Annotated in this window: 18 protein-coding genes; 9 read left to right on the top strand and 9 right to left on the bottom strand. The window is 66.8% G+C overall.

The window, feature by feature from the left end; all coding sequences use genetic code 11:
• The first annotated feature begins 89 nt into the window (after positions 1–89).
• Positions 90–896: a ZIP family metal transporter gene (locus ACOZ4O_RS03140; protein WP_424523861.1), complete on the top strand. Its 807-nt coding sequence runs from the start codon at positions 90–92 to the stop codon at positions 894–896.
• Here ACOZ4O_RS03140 and ACOZ4O_RS03135 read toward each other — a convergent pair.
• Positions 890–2,455 carry a uracil-xanthine permease family protein gene (locus tag ACOZ4O_RS03135; protein ID WP_424523860.1) on the bottom strand — a complete coding sequence of 522 codons (1,566 nt, stop codon included), beginning with the start codon at positions 2,453–2,455 and terminating at the stop codon, positions 890–892. The genes ACOZ4O_RS03140 and ACOZ4O_RS03135 overlap by 7 nt on opposite strands.
• A gap of 90 nt (positions 2,456–2,545) precedes the next feature.
• Between ACOZ4O_RS03135 and ACOZ4O_RS03130 the strand changes: the two genes are divergently transcribed.
• Positions 2,546–3,817: an MFS transporter gene (locus tag ACOZ4O_RS03130; protein ID WP_424523859.1), complete on the top strand. Its 1,272-nt coding sequence runs from the start codon at positions 2,546–2,548 to the stop codon at positions 3,815–3,817.
• On the opposite strand, the gene ACOZ4O_RS03125 is transcribed toward ACOZ4O_RS03130, so the two are convergent.
• Together ACOZ4O_RS03125 and ACOZ4O_RS03120 are read right to left on the bottom strand one after the other, a co-directional pair.
• Entirely contained in the window at positions 3,814–5,307 is a 1,494-nt protein-coding gene (locus ACOZ4O_RS03125) for a TrkH family potassium uptake protein (RefSeq protein ID WP_424523858.1), read from the bottom strand. The two genes, ACOZ4O_RS03130 and ACOZ4O_RS03125, sit on opposite strands and share 4 nt — an antisense overlap.
• Positions 5,308–5,676: 369 nt before the next feature.
• Positions 5,677–6,774 carry an NADH:flavin oxidoreductase/NADH oxidase gene (locus ACOZ4O_RS03120; protein ID WP_424523857.1) on the bottom strand — a complete coding sequence of 366 codons (1,098 nt, stop codon included), beginning with the start codon at positions 6,772–6,774 and terminating at the stop codon, positions 5,677–5,679.
• A gap of 112 nt (positions 6,775–6,886) precedes the next feature.
• Between ACOZ4O_RS03120 and ACOZ4O_RS03115 the strand changes: the two genes are divergently transcribed.
• Positions 6,887–7,711, top strand: coding sequence for a hypothetical protein (locus ACOZ4O_RS03115; protein WP_424523856.1), 825 nt, complete (start codon positions 6,887–6,889; stop codon positions 7,709–7,711).
• Between the two features lie 6 nt (positions 7,712–7,717).
• Here ACOZ4O_RS03115 and ACOZ4O_RS03110 read toward each other — a convergent pair whose 3' ends face one another.
• Positions 7,718–8,026, bottom strand: a complete 309-nt coding sequence (locus ACOZ4O_RS03110) for a hypothetical protein (RefSeq protein WP_424523855.1) — start codon at positions 8,024–8,026, stop codon at positions 7,718–7,720.
• A 42-nt stretch (positions 8,027–8,068) separates the two neighbouring features.
• Positions 8,069–8,824, bottom strand: coding sequence for a carbon-nitrogen hydrolase family protein (locus tag ACOZ4O_RS03105; protein WP_424523854.1), 756 nt, complete (start codon positions 8,822–8,824; stop codon positions 8,069–8,071).
• Between the two features lie 93 nt (positions 8,825–8,917).
• Here ACOZ4O_RS03105 and ACOZ4O_RS03100 point away from each other — a divergent pair, with 93 nt between their 5' ends.
• Positions 8,918–9,358: a DUF5799 family protein gene (locus tag ACOZ4O_RS03100; protein ID WP_424523853.1), complete on the top strand. Its 441-nt coding sequence runs from the start codon at positions 8,918–8,920 to the stop codon at positions 9,356–9,358.
• On the opposite strand, the gene ACOZ4O_RS03095 is transcribed toward ACOZ4O_RS03100, so the two are convergent.
• On the bottom strand, positions 9,355–9,504 hold the full coding sequence (locus ACOZ4O_RS03095) for a DUF7557 family protein (protein ID WP_424523852.1): 150 nt from the start codon (positions 9,502–9,504) through the stop codon (positions 9,355–9,357). The two genes, ACOZ4O_RS03100 and ACOZ4O_RS03095, sit on opposite strands and share 4 nt — an antisense overlap.
• A 72-nt stretch (positions 9,505–9,576) precedes the next feature.
• On the opposite strand from ACOZ4O_RS03095, the gene ACOZ4O_RS03090 reads away from it, so the two are divergent.
• The 3 genes from ACOZ4O_RS03090 (at position 9,577) to ACOZ4O_RS03080 (ending at position 12,029) form a co-directional block, all read left to right on the top strand.
• Positions 9,577–9,876, top strand: a complete 300-nt coding sequence (locus ACOZ4O_RS03090; protein ID WP_424523851.1) for a DUF5779 family protein — start codon at positions 9,577–9,579, stop codon at positions 9,874–9,876.
• 107 nt (positions 9,877–9,983) lie between these two features.
• Positions 9,984–10,877 carry a ribonucleoside-diphosphate reductase gene (locus tag ACOZ4O_RS03085; protein WP_424523850.1) on the top strand — a complete coding sequence of 298 codons (894 nt, stop codon included), beginning with the start codon at positions 9,984–9,986 and terminating at the stop codon, positions 10,875–10,877.
• 39 nt (positions 10,878–10,916) lie between these two features.
• Positions 10,917–12,029: a glycosyltransferase family 2 protein gene (locus tag ACOZ4O_RS03080; RefSeq protein ID WP_424523849.1), complete on the top strand. Its 1,113-nt coding sequence runs from the start codon at positions 10,917–10,919 to the stop codon at positions 12,027–12,029.
• On the opposite strand, the gene ACOZ4O_RS03075 is transcribed toward ACOZ4O_RS03080, so the two are convergent.
• The gene (locus tag ACOZ4O_RS03075; protein ID WP_424523848.1) at positions 12,026–12,502 is read right to left on the bottom strand and encodes a cupin domain-containing protein; all 477 of its coding nucleotides are present in this window, start codon (positions 12,500–12,502) and stop codon (positions 12,026–12,028) included. The two genes, ACOZ4O_RS03080 and ACOZ4O_RS03075, sit on opposite strands and share 4 nt — an antisense overlap.
• A gap of 91 nt (positions 12,503–12,593) precedes the next feature.
• Here ACOZ4O_RS03075 and ACOZ4O_RS03070 point away from each other — a divergent pair, with 91 nt between their 5' ends.
• On the top strand, positions 12,594–13,256 hold the full coding sequence (locus tag ACOZ4O_RS03070) for a hypothetical protein (RefSeq protein WP_424523847.1): 663 nt from the start codon (positions 12,594–12,596) through the stop codon (positions 13,254–13,256).
• Here the strand turns inward: ACOZ4O_RS03070 and aglJ are convergent.
• Positions 13,245–14,165, bottom strand: a complete 921-nt coding sequence (gene aglJ, locus ACOZ4O_RS03065; RefSeq protein WP_424523846.1) for an S-layer glycoprotein N-glycosyltransferase AglJ — start codon at positions 14,163–14,165, stop codon at positions 13,245–13,247. The genes ACOZ4O_RS03070 and aglJ overlap by 12 nt on opposite strands.
• Before the next feature lie 43 nt (positions 14,166–14,208).
• Positions 14,209–14,598 carry an acyl-CoA thioesterase gene (locus ACOZ4O_RS03060; protein WP_424523845.1) on the bottom strand — a complete coding sequence of 130 codons (390 nt, stop codon included), beginning with the start codon at positions 14,596–14,598 and terminating at the stop codon, positions 14,209–14,211.
• A gap of 154 nt (positions 14,599–14,752) precedes the next feature.
• On the opposite strand from ACOZ4O_RS03060, the gene ACOZ4O_RS03055 reads away from it, so the two are divergent.
• On the top strand, positions 14,753–16,009 hold the full coding sequence (locus ACOZ4O_RS03055) for an RNA-guided endonuclease InsQ/TnpB family protein (RefSeq protein ID WP_424523844.1): 1,257 nt from the start codon (positions 14,753–14,755) through the stop codon (positions 16,007–16,009).
• Positions 16,010–16,127: the final 118 nt, after the last annotated feature.

Raw genomic sequence — 16,127 nt, 5'->3', positions numbered from 1 at the left:
CGGTCGACCGATAAAACCACCCGCCGAGTTTTAGGAACGCCAAAATAATTTTCCGAAATAGAAAAGAGTGTTCGCCGGTAACTGTCGGTATGGTTTCGCTCGCCGCTCTCGCGTTCGTCGTGCTCGCAGGGCTCGTCACGTGCCTCGCGACCGGACTCGGCGCGCTCCCGTTCTTCCTCGTCGACGACGTGAGCGACCGCTGGACCGTCGCGCTCTGGGGGCTCGCGTCCGGCATCATGCTCTCCGCGTCCGGGTTCGGCCTCGTTCTGCAGGGACTCGGCCACGGCACGCCCGTCGAAGTCGGCGCGGGCGCGCTCGCCGGCGTCGTCCTCGTCGTCGTCGCGCACCGCGTCATCACGGACGCCGAAGTCGACCCGCGGGAGTTCGCGGAAGCCGACTTCCGGAAACTCGTACTCATCCTCGGCGTCCTCACCGTCCACTCCTTCCCCGAGGGCGTCGCCGTCGGCGTCAGCTTCGCGAACCTCGGACTCGACACCGCCGAGAACACGCTCGTCCTCCTCGGGTTCTCAGTCCCCGTGCTCGCCGTCTTCATGACCGTCGCCATCTCCATCCACAACGTTCCGGAGGGCCTCGCGGTCTCCATCCCCCTCAAGAACCTCGGGATGAGCAAGTGGCGGATGGTCGGCGCGGCCGTCTTCTCCAGTATCCCCCAGCCCATCGGCGCGGGCATCGCGTTCGTCTTCGTGCGGTGGGCGCGCGTCTTCCTCCCGTACGGCTTCGGGTTCGCCGCCGGCGCGATGACCTACCTCGTGCTCACCGAGTTCATCCCCGAAGCCCGCGAGACTGGGAGGAATCTCGAAAACGACGGCGTTCCGGAACTCGCGCTCGGCCTGCTCGCCGGCGCGCTCGCGATGGTTCCGCTCCTCCTCTACTGACGCAGGCGCTCCCACGCGGACTCGAACGCGCCCTCGTCCTCCGTGAGCGCCGACCACTCGTCGAGGCCGCGTTCCTCGCGGCTCCCCGGAATCGTGTTGTCCAGCACGAACGCGGTCAGTCCGCCGACCGCCATCCCGGTGCCGCCGACGACGTACACCGTCTGCGCCACCACTTCCGTTCCGAGCAGGACGCCGAGCACGGGCACGTCGGCGAACCCGGCCTGCAGCACCGACGCGTCCGCCACGCCGCCCATGTAGGCGGGGACGGCGAGGCCGACGAACAGCGAGAACCCGAGCACGTAGATATTCCTGGACGAATCGAGGTCGACGTACTTCAGGTTCGAGAGGCCGACCGCGACGATCTGGCCGAACATCGCGACGAACAGGCCGCCGACGATTGGGTCGGGGATGGTGGTGACGAGACCGCCGACGTATCCGACGAACCCGACGACGAGCATGAACAGCGCGCCGAGTTGGACGACGTACCGGGACGCGACGCCGGTCAATCCGATGGCGCCGACGTTCTCGGAGTAGGACGTGGAGCCGTTCCCGGTGCCCATGATGCCCGCGAACGCGCTCATCAGTCCCTCCATGCCGATACCGTGGTTGATGCGTTTCGCGGACGGCGCGCTCGTCCCGGAGAGCCGCGCGACCGCGTGATAGTCGCCGAAGGACTCGAAGATGGACGCGAGGAAGCCCGCGAACATTCCGACGATGTACGCGGGCGTGAACAGCGGCGTCCCCCACTGGAACGGCGACGGCACGGTGAGCGCGGGCGCGGACGTGACCTGCGAGAGGTCGACGTAGCCGTACGCGTTCGGGCCGATGACGCCGACGACGGAGAGCACGGCCGCGACGCCCCACGCGGCGACGATGCCGATGAGGACGGGGTAGAGCCGGAACGCCGTGCTCACCGTCGAGAGGTACTGACTGCACCCGACGATGAGCAGGACCGTGAGTCCGAGCAGGTACCAGTTCTGCTGCGCGCCCGCCATCTGGGCGTTCACGTCGATAATCTGCGGCGCGTTGAACAGCGCGAGCCCGATGAGCGCGATTGTCGGCGCGATGCTCACCGGCGAGATGTATTTCTTCAGCCAGCCGACCAGGCCGACGTAGCCGATGACGGTCTCCGCGAGCGCGGCGACGATAATCGCGCCCTGAAGCTGCCGCAACATCACCTCCCAGCTCGGCGGATTCGGCTGGCTCGCCATCACGCCGACGATGGCGAGCGCCGGCGCGAGCAGCGCGAACGACGCGCCCTGCACGATGGGATAGCGGTTCCCGAGCGTCGTCTGCGCGAGCGTCGCCACCCCGGACACGACGAAGAACGTCCCGACCAGTTGTGCGGTCGCGTCCGCCGGCATCCCCATTGCGGCCGCGAGGATGAGCGGCACCGCGATGTTCGCGCCGACCATCGTCAGATAGTGCTGGAGGCCGAGCGCCGCCGCGCGACCCAGCGGCGGTTCGTCCTCGATACCGTACTCGACCAGAGACTCCTCCACGCGCTCCGTCCCCGGTTCGCCCGCCAACCCCTCGGGGGGCGTCTCGTCCGAACTCATTCCGAGTAGAGCGCACAGACCGCCGCGGGATAAACGCCGCGTTCTTCCGCGAACGCAACCGCTTTGTCACGCCCGAGACACCTCACGACCGTGAGTTCCGACCGCTGGCTGTACGCGTGGGCGCTCGGATACGCCGCCATCGGCGCGGCGTCCGTGCTCGTGCCGCTGTACGCGCTCGCGCTCGGCGCGGACGCGTTCGCCGTCGGCCTCATCGCCGCGACCGGCGCGTTCGCCGGCGTCCCCGGCGCGCTCGCCTGGGGACGTCTCGCCTCCCGCACCGGCCGCTACCGGCCGTTCGTCCTGCTCAGCCTCGGCGCGGCAGCGCTCGCGTTCGCCGTCTTCCCGTTTGTTTCCTCCGTGTGGGCCGTGGTCACCGCGAACGCCGCGCTCCTCTTCGCGGCCGCCGCCGCCGCGCCCGTCCTCACGCTGCTCGCCGTCGCCGACGTCCCCGAATCCGGCTGGGACGCCCGCATCGGCCGCCTCAACGAAGTCCAGGGGTACGGCTGGCTCGCCGGCCTGCTCGCCGGAACCGTCTGGAACGCCGCCGTCGCCGGTCGCGTCCTCGACACGCTCTCCGCCCAGCGGTGGTTCTTCGGGCTCTCCGCCGTCGTCACCGTCGCCGCGTTCGCGCTCGCGTGGCGCTCGCTCCCCCAGCCCACCGTCTCCATCGCACGGTTCGGGCGCTCCACCGCGAGCGTCGAACGCCTCCTCCGCGGCTCCGGCCGCGCCACCCGCATCAGTCCATTCAGCGGCCTGCGGTCGTTCTGGGCGATACGCCGCCTCCACCCGCGAGCGCTCGCCGCCCGTCTCACACCCGCGCTCGCCGCCTACCTCGTCGCCGTCTTCCTCGCGTTCACCGGGTTCGCGACGTTCTTCGGGCCGCTCCCCGCCTTCCTCACCGACCTCGGGTACGGCTCCACCGAGGTGTTCGTCGTGTTCCTCGCATCCAGCGCCGCCTCCGCCGTCTTCTACGCTCGCGCCGGCGCGCTTGCCACCCAGCACGGCGCGCGCGTCGTCCAGCTCGTCGCGCTCGCCGCGCGCGTCCTCCTCTTCCCCGCTATCGCGCTCGTCGCGCTCCTCCCCGCACTCCCCGGATTGCTCGCACTTCTCCTGCTCTTCCTCGCCGTCGGCGTGACCTGGGCCGTCGTCGCCGTCACCGCGACCACCCTCGTCACGCGACTCGCCCCGCCCGCGATTCGCGGGGACGCGCTCGGCGCGTACGGCGCGCTCGGCGGCGTCGCAACAGGAGTCGGAAGCCTTCTCGGCGGCTGGCTCGCCACCACCACGAGCTACACCGTCGCGTTCGTCGCCGCGGGCGGGTTCGTCCTCGCCGGCGCGATTCTCGCCGCCAGACAGACCTAGGACCGCCAGAACGTCGGCGTCAACAACACGAGCACGGGCACGATTTCGATACGGCCGATCCACATGAGAACCGTCATCACGACCTTCGTCGACATCGGGAACGCCTCGTAGTTCGCGAGCGGGCCGGCGAGCCCGAACGCCGGCCCGATATTGAGAAACGTCGACGCCGCCGCGCCCATCGCTTCGAACTCGCTCACCGGCAGTCCGACGCGCGCGGCGTCGACCGCGACGAACGCGGCCGCTGCCGCGAAGAACACGAGCGTCAGAAGGACGTACGCGTAGATGTCGCGAATCGTATCCTCCTCGATGACACTTCCACCGAGTCGAACCGGCTTAACGACGTTCGGGAGTGCCGAGGAGTAGAGGTCGCGGCGCAGCGACTTCAGGACGACCAGCCACCGCACAGCCTTGATGGAGCACGTCGTGCTCCCCGCCATTCCGCCGACGAACATTCCCGCAAACAGCAGGGATTTCGCGCTTGACGACCAGACGTTGAAGTCCATGCTCGCGTACCCGGTCGTCGTCACGATGGATACCACCTGGAAGACGGCGTGCCGAACCAAGTCCATCCCGGAGAGGTCGAGCCCCGAATCGAGGGTCAGGAGGACCATGGCGGCGAGCACGAACGCGGTCAGCGTCCCGATGTAGAACCGGAACTCGCTGCTGTTCCGCGCGCGCTTCGTGTCCCCCGTGACCGCGTGGTAGATGAGGACGAAACTCGTCGCGCCCGTGACCATGAACAGCGCGAGCGCCCACTGGACGGCCGGCGAGAACGCCGCGATGCTGTCCGCGCGCGGCGAGAACCCGCTCGTCGACACGGACGTGAGGGCGTGCGCGATGGCGTCGAACAGCGTCATCTCGGGTGCGACGCCGGCGAGGTTCAGCCCGTAGAGGACGACGACCGCGAGCGCGGTCAACACGATGTATATCGTCCAGAGCAACCGCGCTGTCTCCGAAATCTTCGGCGTGAGTTTGACGTCCTTCGTCTGGGTTTCCGTCTCCATGAGCTGCGCGCCGCCGACGGAGACACGGGAGAGGACGGCGGTCGCGAGCACGAGTACACCGAGGCCGCCGAGCCATTGGAGGAGCGACCGCCACAGGAAGATGGCTCGCGAGTGCGCGTCGAAGTCGACGATGACGGTCGCGCCAGTCGTGGTGACGCCGCTCATCGCCTCGAACAGCGCGTTCACGGGATGTGCGAGAACGCCGTTTTGGGCGAGGAGGAACGGCAGCGACCCGATGACTGCGACGCTCAGCCAGGTGAGCGCGACCATCAGGAAGGCTTCGCGGACGTGCACGTCACCGTCCGAGGGGAATCGTTCGAGTGCGGCGCCGAGGAGCGCGGTGACGACCATCGGAACGACGAACGGAAGGATGGGAGTGCCGTCGTACAGCGCGAGAAGGAGAGGTGCTGTGAGCGGTACCCAGAGCCACTTGAGGACGAGGCCGACGAGCGTGAGGCTCGCACGCCAGCGAACGCGCAGGCTCATCGAGTGCTACCTGCGTGATTTGTGACTGGCAGTCTCTCCCGGGGGGTCGAACGAATCACGTCTCGTCGAACCGAAGGCTCGCCGCACCCTTAAATCCGGGTTTTGGGGCTGACACGACGACTCTGTAGGTTCGCGCGACGGCTGGTCGTCGGATTTCGCGGCTCCGACGCGCGACGATTCTCAGTAGATACCGTTCGCTGGCCGCGGCTTCCTACTTGAACACTCGCGGAACGATTGTGGGAGCGGAACAGAAAATAGCATTCGCGGCGCGTCGCGCCGCGATTCACTCGCTCGCGGAGCGAGGCTTTTCCCTCCAGGTTTTTGCTGGAGGGGGGTCGCAGAGCGACCCCCTCACAGTAAAAAGGTGGATTAGAAGCCCCGGCGGTACTGGGCGGGTGGTCGGTTGGCGTCTTCGTGGCCGAGTTCTTGGGCGGCGTGGAGGCCGAAGTAGGGGTCGCGGAGGAATTTGCGGCCGATGATGGTGAGGTCGACGCGGTCGTTGCGGATGAGGGAGTCTGCCTGTTCGGGGCTGGTGATGCCGCCGACGCTCCCGATTTTGATGTTGGAGGTCTTGTTCTCCCGGATGTGTTCGGCGAAGCGGAGTTGGTAGTTCGGGCCGACCCATTCGATGTTTTGTTTCGGGGAGATGCCGCCGGTGGAGACGTCGATGAGGTCGGCGCCGGCGTCGGCGAGCTGGTCGGCGAGTCGGGTGGATTGTTCGACGTCCCAGCTGGGTTCGTCGTCGATCCAGTCGGTGGCGCTGATGCGGACGAAGACGGGTTTGTCGTCGGGGTAGACGTCGCGTACCGCTTCGGTGACTTCGCGGACGATGCGGGTGCGGTTCTCGAAGCTCCCGCCGTACTTGTCGTCGCGGTCGTTCGTGACGGGGCTGAGGAACTGGTGGAGGAGGTAGCCGTGGGCGGCGTGAACTTCGGGCACGTCAAACCCGGCGTCGAGCGCGTGCTCGGCTGCCTCTCGGAAGGAGTCGACGACGTCTTCGACTTCCTCGGTGGTGAGCGCGTGCGTGGGGTGGTCGGTTTCGTAGGGGTAGGGTTCGTCCGTCGCGGAGACGACCTCCCAGCCTTCGTCCTCAATTGGGACGTAGCCGTCTTCGTCCGCCCACGGCCGGTGCGTGGAGGCTTTGCGTCCGGCGTGCGCGAGCTGGATGCCTGACACCGCGCCCTGGGATTCGATGAAGTCCGTGGTGCGTTTGAGCGCGTCCGCGTGTTCCTCGCTCCAGATGCCGAGGTCGTGGGGGGTGATGCGGCCGCGCGCTTCGACGGCGGTCGCTTCGGCCATCACGAGGCCGGCGCCGCCGACGGCGCGCGTGCCGAGGTGGACGTTGTGCCATTCCGTCGCGAGGCCGTCGAGGCCGTCGCAGGAGTACTGGCACATCGGGGACAGCATCAGTCGGTTCGGAATCTCGGTCTCCCTGAGTTCGAGCGGCGTGAAGAGGTCGTCCGTCATCGCGTCATCCTACTCCGGGGCGTCCTAAAGCCGTGCTGACCGCGGGCCGACTTGCCGGGAACGGGTTTGCCGGTTTCCCACCTTACACGTGTCCCTCACCCCACGCACGACCATGGGACTCAGTACCGAGGAAATCATGCAACTCAGTCTCGACCTCGTCGACTGGGACGACGTACCCGGCGACAGCACCACCTACGTTCCCGGCGACGACATCGAGACCGCGCTCGTCGGCATCGACCTCGAAAGCCCCGAAATACAGCTCGCGAACCGGGAGGGCTTCGACCTCGCGCTCGCCCATCATCCCGCGGGCGACGACGCGCGCCTCGACTTCACGGACGTGCTCGACAAGCAAGTCGAGTTTATGACCGCGCACGGCGTCCCCGAGGACGAGGCCGAAGAGGCCGCCGACGGCATCCGGGAGGGCGCGGAGTACGGCGCGCACGCCGCGAACTACCGCCACAACCCCAGCATCGCGGAGTACCTCGACCAGCCATACATGAACGTCCACCTTGCGCCCGACGAGCTGGGCCGGCGCGCGTTCGTGGACGTGGTCGACACGCTCGACGAATCCGACACCGTCGCCGACCTCAAGGACGCGTTCAACGCCGAGTTCGAGGAGATTCGAGAGGCTCGAACGGACATCGAGACCCGGGTCGGGAGCGACGACAACGAACTCGGCGAGGTCGCCGTCCACCACGCCGCCGGCACGAACGGCGGCGCCGACGTGGCGCGCGCCTACTTCGAGAACGGCGTCGACACCGTCATCTACATCCACGTCTCCGCGAGCGACGCCGCCGAACTCCGCGAGGAGTTCGACGGCAAGAACCTTGTCATCACCGGTCACATCGCCAGCGACGCGATCGGCCTGAACGAGTACATCGACGCCCTCGAAGACGCGGGCGTCGACTGCACCACCGTCTCCGGCTGCGGGCTCTAATCCGCCTCAGGCCATGTCCATCTCGTCGTGGTCGCCGTCTCCCTCGCGCTCGAGGTGGCGCTCCACGGCGTCCTCCGTCACGTCGCTCTCGTCCGGTTCTTCTCCCGGTTCGCTCTCGTCCTCGTCTGTCTCTGACTCGTCCGCGTCGGTGTCCGCGTCTTCGCCGTCCTCGATTTCGACCTCGGCTTCGACGTCGATTTCGATGCCGTCGGCTTCGAGTTCGGCCTCGTACTCCGTGGATTCGCCCTCGAATTCGAGTTCTTCGGAGTCGACTTCGACCTCTACCTCCACTTCGACGTCGATGTCGTCGGACATGGTTGGTGTCTGTGCGCGCGGCCCGAAAAAACCGTGTGGCCGTCAGACGACGGGGATGAACTCGCGGTGCTCGGCGAGTTCGTCGGGGTCGATGTCGGCGACGAGGTCTTCCTCGCGGCGGTTGAGCGCGGCCTGCACGCTTCCGTCGGGGCGAATCACGCTGGACTGGCCGGCGTAGTCGGTGACGCGGGCGTTCGGGAGGTCGCGGCGGCCGGTACGGCCCGCGCCGACGACCCAACGCACGCCGTCGAGCGCTCGCGCCCGCAGGAGGAGGTTCCAGTTCTGCGCGTAGGGCGCGGGCCACGCGCCGACGACGAACAGCGCGTCAACGCGGTCCTCGGTGAACGCCGCGCTCTCCGCGACGAAGTTCAGGTCGTAGCACGTCACGAGTCCGGTGCGGCCGAGCGGTGACTCCACGACGACGCGCTCGTCGCCGGGCGCGAGCACGTCGGCTTCGTCCGCCCAGAGGTGGCGTTTCCGGTAGTACGTCCGGTCGCCGTCCGGCGTGACGTACACGGTGGTATTGTGGTAGTCGTCGGCGTCCTCCACGAACCCCGCGAGAACCGTGGTGTCGTGTTCGCGGGCGAGCGATTCGAGACGCGCGAGTCGGTCGCCGTCCCGGTCGAGAGAAATGGGTTTGATTCGGTCGTCGGCGACGAATCCCGTGAGCGCGTACTCGGGGAAGACGGCGACCTCAGTGTCGTCGGGGAGGCCGTGGAGGCGGTCGGCTATCGCGTCAAGGTTCGCGATCGGGTCCAAATCGGCGATGGCGAACTGGCAGGCGGCGACGGTGACCATACCGGCGTCTCGCTCGCGACCCGGAAAAACTCGGGTGCTCGAACCTCGCTCGGAACCCCGGCGTTCAAGCCCCCGGCCGTCCACTCACTGGGTATGAGCGACTGGCAGGACCGAATCGTCGGCGAGCGGATGCGGGTGGACGACGAGTTCCAGAACCGCGTGGAAGCGTCGTCGTTCTCCCGACAGCAGTGGGGGCTCGTGATGACCGCGGTGGAGTTCGACATCGAACACCCGGGCGACCCGGAGCGCGCGAGACTCGTCGTGGACACGTCGAACCTCACGCACGTGATGGACGAACTCGACAACGTCGAGTCGGGGATGGCGGCGATGGCGGGCGGCCAGCAGCGCGGCGACGACGACGGCGGGATTCTCGGCGGCGTGAAGCGCGCGCTCGGCCTCGGCGGCAGCGACGACTCGTCGGACGAGGAACGCGAATCGGCGGCCGCGGCGCTCGCGCAGGAGTACGCGGACGCGCTCCAGGAAAAACTCGAAGAGAACGGTCGCTGGGACGAGGTTCGGGAGGCCGCCGTCTAGACGCCGTCGCCGCCGTGGTGGAGCGTCAGTTCCTCGGACTCGTAGATGTTGATGAGTTCCGCGACGATCTCGTCGTAGGACTCGTCCTCGTCGCGAACCTGGTCGAGGCGTTCGATGGTGTCCTCGCTGAGGTGTACCTTCGGCATACCTACACGATTGGGCTGGCCGGGGATAAGTGGAGGGGGCGACTTTTGCCCCTGCGGTTCGTCGCCCGAGGTATGAGTGACTTCGAACTGGACCTGCGGAGCGCGGAGGAACACCTCTCGCCCGAACTCGAGTCGGACTTCGAGGGCCGCGTCGTCCTCGGCGTGCTCGACGGCGATACCGGGGACGAGGAGTGGCTGGGGGAACTCGAAGCGGGGAACGTGCTGGTGCTCGCGGTGGACGGCGACCTCGACGACCTCGCGGGGGGGTTCGCGGGTCCCGTGAAAGACGCGGGCGGGACGCTGATGCACTTCCGTTCGTTCCTCGTGGTGACGCCGCCCGGCGTGGACGTGGACACCGACCGACTAGAATAGCCGCCCCCGCGTGAACGCCAGGGTTCGCCGTCGGCCTCTCGGCGGTGGCGAGCTCTCGAACGCACCGGCAGCATAGCTTTAAGCGTTTTCTAGTCGACAGTTCTAGCATGACTGACGAACCCGGGATGCTCGACCAGACGGCGCAGACGTACCGATACTACCGGCACGCCGTCGAGAACCACTGGGACCCCCACGAAATCGCGCTCGACACGGACGCGGACGCGGTCGCCGAGCTAGACGACGAGATGTTCACGAACCTCCGCGGCTCGCTCGCGGCGTTCGGCGCGGGCGAGGAGTCCGTCACGGAGGACCTCGCACCGCTCGCGGTCGTCCTCGACGACATCGGCGACGAGCTGTTCGTGACGACACAGCTCTACGAGGAGGCGAAGCACGCGGACTTCTTCGACCGCTACTGGCGGACGGTCGTCGCGCCCGAGGAGGAACGACGCGGCATGACGCCGACGAGTCCGACCGACGACCGCTGGTTCTCCGAGGCGTACGTCGAACTGTTCGACCGGATGGCGGACGCGATGGACCAGTTGCTCGTCGACGACACGCCCGAGACGCGCGCCAGCGCCTACTGCCACTACCACCTCACCATCGAGGGGATTCTCGCGCAGACGGGCTACTACGGGCTGACGAACGCGTACGGCGGGAACAACGACCTAGCGGTCGACCTCCCCGAACTCCCGGGGTTGGTCGCCGGACTGACGCGCATCCGGGGCGACGAGGGACGGCACGTCGGGTTCGGCATGTATCAGCTCAAAGACGCAGTGATGGCCGGGGACGTCGACCCCGCGTTCATTCGGGACACCGTCGACGAACTCCTTCCGTTGGTGCAGGAGAGCGTCGTCCCGGACGCGGGAGGCGGCGGCGCAATCGCCGACGACCCGCTCGGCCTCGTCGAGTACGCGGTCGACAAACACACCCAGCGCATGCAGCAAATCACGAACGCGAGCGAGGACATTCCGGACGTCGACACGCTGACCGCGCTGGAGTAGGCCCGTAGACTTACCAACGGGCGGTCCGAGTCAGTGGACGTGTTCGGTGGAGTTCCGGCCTGGTTCCCGTCTGTCGCGTCCATCGTCCTCTGGGGGATGGTGGTGTTGTACACGCTATCGGCGGGGTTCTGGTCGTACGAGATGTGGCTCGCGCACTCCTACTCGCCGCCGCCGCTCACGTACGGCGCGGACGACGTGCAGGTGCGCGTCCTCACCGTCGACGCGGAGTCCGTGGTGCAGGAGACGGTGAACGCGGTTCCGGACGAACTCACGGACATCCACGTTATCGCCGAGTCCGCTATGGATATCGAGGGCGCGAGCGTGCACGTCGTGCCCGACGAGGTGGACTCCATCGCGACGCGGAAGGGCCGGGCGCTCGAGTGGGCGCGCCGCCACGTCCCCTGCGAGCGCGAGTTCGTGCTCTACCTCGACGAGGACACCCGGATGCAGGGGTTCGACGGCCTCCCGGACAGCGACATCGTGCAGTTCCGCGAGTACCCCGCGTACACGGGGTCGCGGCTCGCGTACTGGTCGGAAATCGTCCGGATGGGCTTCCAGGTCGAGCAGCGCGCGTTCCCGAAACTCGCGATTCCGCTGTACGCGTGGGGTGGCGGTATCGCCGTGCGGAAGTCCGTCGAGGACGCTGTGACGTGGGAGTTCCCGTCGCTCGTGGAGGACACGGTGTTCGTCTGGAAGGCGGTCGTCGAGTGGGGGGCGTCCTTCGACGTGGTCGACACGCGCTTCCGGAATCAGGCGCCGCCCTCGATTCGCGCGATGATCTTCCAGCGGCGTCGCTGGGAGGCCGGGACGAAGGGCCAGGACAGACTACTGCCGCCACACTACTGGGTGTTGTACGCGGTGCGGAACGCGTCCTGGGCGATAAGCCCGTTCGCGCCCATCGTGACCTTCCTCGGGTACTACTACGCCACCCACATCGCGTTCGGTGCCGAGTTCCGCGTGCTCTCGGCGGCGTTCGTCGGGTTCATGTTCGTGTGGATCGCGGTCGGGCTCTCCTACTACGAGGACACCGAGCGCTCGGACGTGCTCGTGTTCGCCGCGGCCCCGGTCGTGTACGCGCTGCACGCGGTCGGCGCGCTCGTCGGATACGTGTTCAAACCGTCGACGTTCGAGACGACGGAGAAAGTCGATTAGTCGAAGCGCGTGACTTCCGCGCCGCACGCGTCACAGTACAGGACGTACTCGTCGCCCGCCACCTCGTGCGTTCGCCCCGTGACCTCGCCACAGGCGGGACACTCCTCCTCGATTATCGCGCGGTCGCTGTCCTTCGGCGCGCCGACCGCGATAACGCGTGCCGGCCGGTCGCCGACCGCCTCGACTGAGACGGGCGCGTTCTCCGGCACGAAGAAGGCGTCCTCGGCGGCTAAACGCTCGGTTCCGTCCGCGGTTTCGACGTGGAGTTCCCCCGCGAGAACGTAGAACAGTTCCTCGTGGTCGGGGTGGCGGTGGTAACCCCACGGGAGGCGCTCGCCCGGGTCCGCGGTGTAGACGTTGAACCCGAACGCGGACGCGCCGACGGCCTCGTCGACCTCCTTCTTCTCCCGCGTCGGATTCGGCGTGTTCTCGATGTCGGGGACGTGGACGCGCGCGTACTCGTGGTCGCTCATACCCCGGGCATCGCGCGGAACGACCTAAATCCCCGCGGCGGCACGATGTCGTAGCACGAAGACGTATCCGGTATGCGCACGAAAGCCGCGTATGGTGATTCGCGCTGACGGGCCGGCGGACGAGTACCGCGAGATAGACCGGTTCGACGGCGGCGTCGGCTGGATCGCGCATCCCAGCGAGGGGATGTTGCGCGCGAGCCACGTCCTCGAAATCGACGGCGAGGCGTGGATCATCGACCCAGTGGACGCGCCCGACGTGGACGACCTCGTCGTGGAATTCGGTGACGACGTGGCGGGAGTCGTGGTGTTGAGCGACCGGCACGCGCGGGACGCGGACGCGTTCGGGGAGCGCTACGACGCGCCCGTCTACGTGCCGAGTTTCGTCACGCCAGAACTCTCCGGACCGAGCACGCCGTTCTCGGGGGAGCTCGAAGACACCGGGTTCGAGGTGTTGCACGCGGTGGACGTGCCGGGGTGGCGGGAAGCCGCGCTGTACGACGGCGAGACGCTCGTCGTCGCGGACGCCGTCGGGGACACGGAGTACTTCACGGCGGGCGACGAGCGCATCGGCGTCCACCCGATGTTGCGCGCGTTCCCGCCGAAGGCGCTCCGCGGACTCGAACCCGAACGCATCCTCTCGGGGCACGGCCCGGGCGTCCTCACCGACGCGACGCGCGCGCTCGACGACGCCTACCGCACGTCCAGGAAGAACATCCCGCGCGTGGTGGCGCAGGCCGTGAAATCACTCTTCTGAGCGGTCTTGGGTTCGTTCGATTCGCCGTAACTGCTCGCGGTGGAGCGTGACGAAGAGGTCGGAGAGCACGCCGAACATGATGAGTTGCACGCCGAACAGCAACGCGACCCCGGCGGCGACGGCCATGACGTTGTGGGAGACGCCTTTCGCGAACCACTCGTAAGCGACGTATATTCCGAGGAGGAGGCTGACGAGGAGCGCGCCGCCGCCGACGCTCCCGAAGTAGAAGAGGGGATTGTTCGTCTTCGCGAGCCGGTAGAGCGTGTAGATGATGCGCGCGCCGTCCGTGAACGGATTGAGGTTCGTCTCCGAGTCCTCCGGCCGCGGCTTGTACGTGATGTCGACGACGCGGACGGTCTGGTTGTGGCGCGCGCACTCGACCGCCATCTCCGTCTCGATACCGAACCCGTCCGCGGTGAGGCTCATCTTCTCGAAGGAGTCCCGGGTGAACGCGCGGTAGCCGGAGAGGATGTCCTCGTAGTCGTGGCCGTGAATCCGCGCGAACGCCCCATTGATGAGGGTGTTCCCGATGCGGTTCAGTCGCGTCATCGCCCCGGACTCCATGTTCGCGAACCGGTCGCCGACCACGTGCTCGGCGTCCCCCGAAACCACGGGCCCCAGGACGTTCGGCGCGTCCTCGGTGCGGTACGTGCCGTCGCCGTCCAGCATGAGCACGTAGGCCGCGTCGATGCGCCGCACCGCCTCTCGGACCGCCTGTCCCTTCCCGGAGCCGGACTGCTCGAAGACGCGCGCACCGTGCTCCCGCGCGATTTCGCGGGTTTCGTCCGTCGAGTGACCGTCCGCGACGAGGACGTTCTCCAGGCCTTCCTCGCGCAGGCCGTCGATGACGCTCCCGATGGTCTCGGCCTCGTTCAGCGTCGGGATGAGCACGCACACGTCCCCGTACATCTATCCGTACTCTCGGTGGCGCGTGGAAAAGGATTGCCGTTCCCTACGCGTACCCGTCGAGGGCGTCCCGCCACGCGTCCGGAATCGCTGTCGGCCGCCCGTCCTCGTCCAAGTAGACGGAGACGGTCTGCCCGGTCGCGACCACGTCGCCGTCGACGCGGAGTTCGTAGTCGATGGTGAGACTGCTCTTCCCCACCGAAATCGGGGAGAGTTCCGCTGTGACGGTGCTGTCCGGCGGAATCGAATCCCGGTACTCCACGTTCAACGACCGCACCACCGTCGGCGACTCCGCGAGCGACACCCCGAGCACTTCCTCGTAGAGCCGCTCCTTCGCGTGCTCGAAATACGACGCGTACACCACGTGGTTCACGTGAACGCGCGTGTCGAGGTCGCGGAACTGCACGTCGATATCGTGCGTGAACGTCTCCGGCATACGTGAGGAATCAGCGGCCGCCCGCTTCAATGAAGCGGTAGCGCGGAGTCTCTTTCCTCAACGAGCGAGAACGCGAGCGAGTAGGGAGGGGAGGAGCGCGTTTGTATCGGTTACAAACACCAATTTATAAATATCGCCTGTCTACATTGAATCTGTGGCGGATGACTACGTGCGTCGGACGGCGATCACCCGCCTCTCGGTCGATGGTGAGCAACGCGACTTCCTTGAAGACACAATCTCCGAGTGGAAGCGTGGGTGCCAACTCGCCACGGACATGGCTTGGGACACGTGCAACGCCAAAAGCGACATCCAGCCCCTCGCCTACGACACCGTACGGGACGAAACCGACCTCGGGAGTCAGCACGCGATTCTCGCCACTCACCAAGCCGCAGAAGCCATCACCGGGTGTCTCGAACGCCGGTCCAACGGCAAGAAGGTCAGCAAACCGACGTTCACCGCACCCACGGTGACATACGACACCCGGACGATGACGCTGTTCGACGACGATACGGTGTCGCTCTCCACGACGGAGAGTCGCGTCCGGTGTCCGCTTGCGCTCCCCGACGCCGACGATGGCTACCAACGACAGTACCTCGACTCCGACGAGTGGAACGTTACGGAAAGTACGCTCACTGCCCGCGACGGCGACTACTTCTTGCATATCGGCTTCCGCCGACACAAGACCGACACCGAACAAAACACCGCCGAGGACGGAACGGTTCTCGGGGTTGACCTCGGTATCGAAAACCTCGCCGTCACCAGTACCGCCTCTTTCGTCAGCGGGCGGAAGTTGACCCACGACCTTCGTGAGTTCGAGAAAGTGCGCGCCGGCCTCCAACGGACTGGAACTCGAAGCGCCCACCGGACGCTCGAACAGTCCAGTAGCCGGGAACTCCGATACGTCCGCGACGTACTTCACCGAGCGTCGAACGTGATCGTCAACGAAGCACTCCGGTACGAGTGTGATGTAATCGTGTTCGAGGATTTAACCAACATCCGCGACCGCACGGGTGCGTCGTGGGGGCATAGGTGGGCGTTCCGGACGCTGTACGAGCAGGTGAAGTACAAGGCCGAAGCGGAAGGCATCTCGGTGAAGCAAGTGGGGTCGGCGTACACGTCGAAGCGGTGCGCCGAGTGTGGGTTCACGGCGGACGAGAATCGCCCGACTCGCACCGAGTTCCGGTGTCAAAAGTGTGAGTCGGAAGCGAACGCGGACTATAACGCGGCGAAGAACATCGGGATGCGGTATGTCCGTCGGGGCCAACAGTCGTCTCGGCGGATGGGCAACAGTCAGCTTGCCCTGAAGTCTGGAACGGTGACACCGAGTGGCGGATTTACCGCCCACCCGGACGGGTTTGAGGCCGAGTTCATGGACAAGCCCCATCACCAGAAGTCGCAGACTTCTGGTTAGCAGCCAGAACTCTTCGAGTTCTGGCGACACCCTCCACGAGCGAATCCGTCAGGGTGAGCGAGATAGGTGGGGTCGTTGACCGCATCGCCCGACGAACGACTGCTTGACGTGACCCTGC

It is taken from the genome of Salarchaeum japonicum (assembly GCF_049705945.1).
GTDB classification, from domain to species: domain Archaea; phylum Halobacteriota; class Halobacteria; order Halobacteriales; family Halobacteriaceae; genus Salarchaeum; species Salarchaeum japonicum_A.
This window is presented reverse-complemented; position numbering and strand designations above follow the sequence as displayed.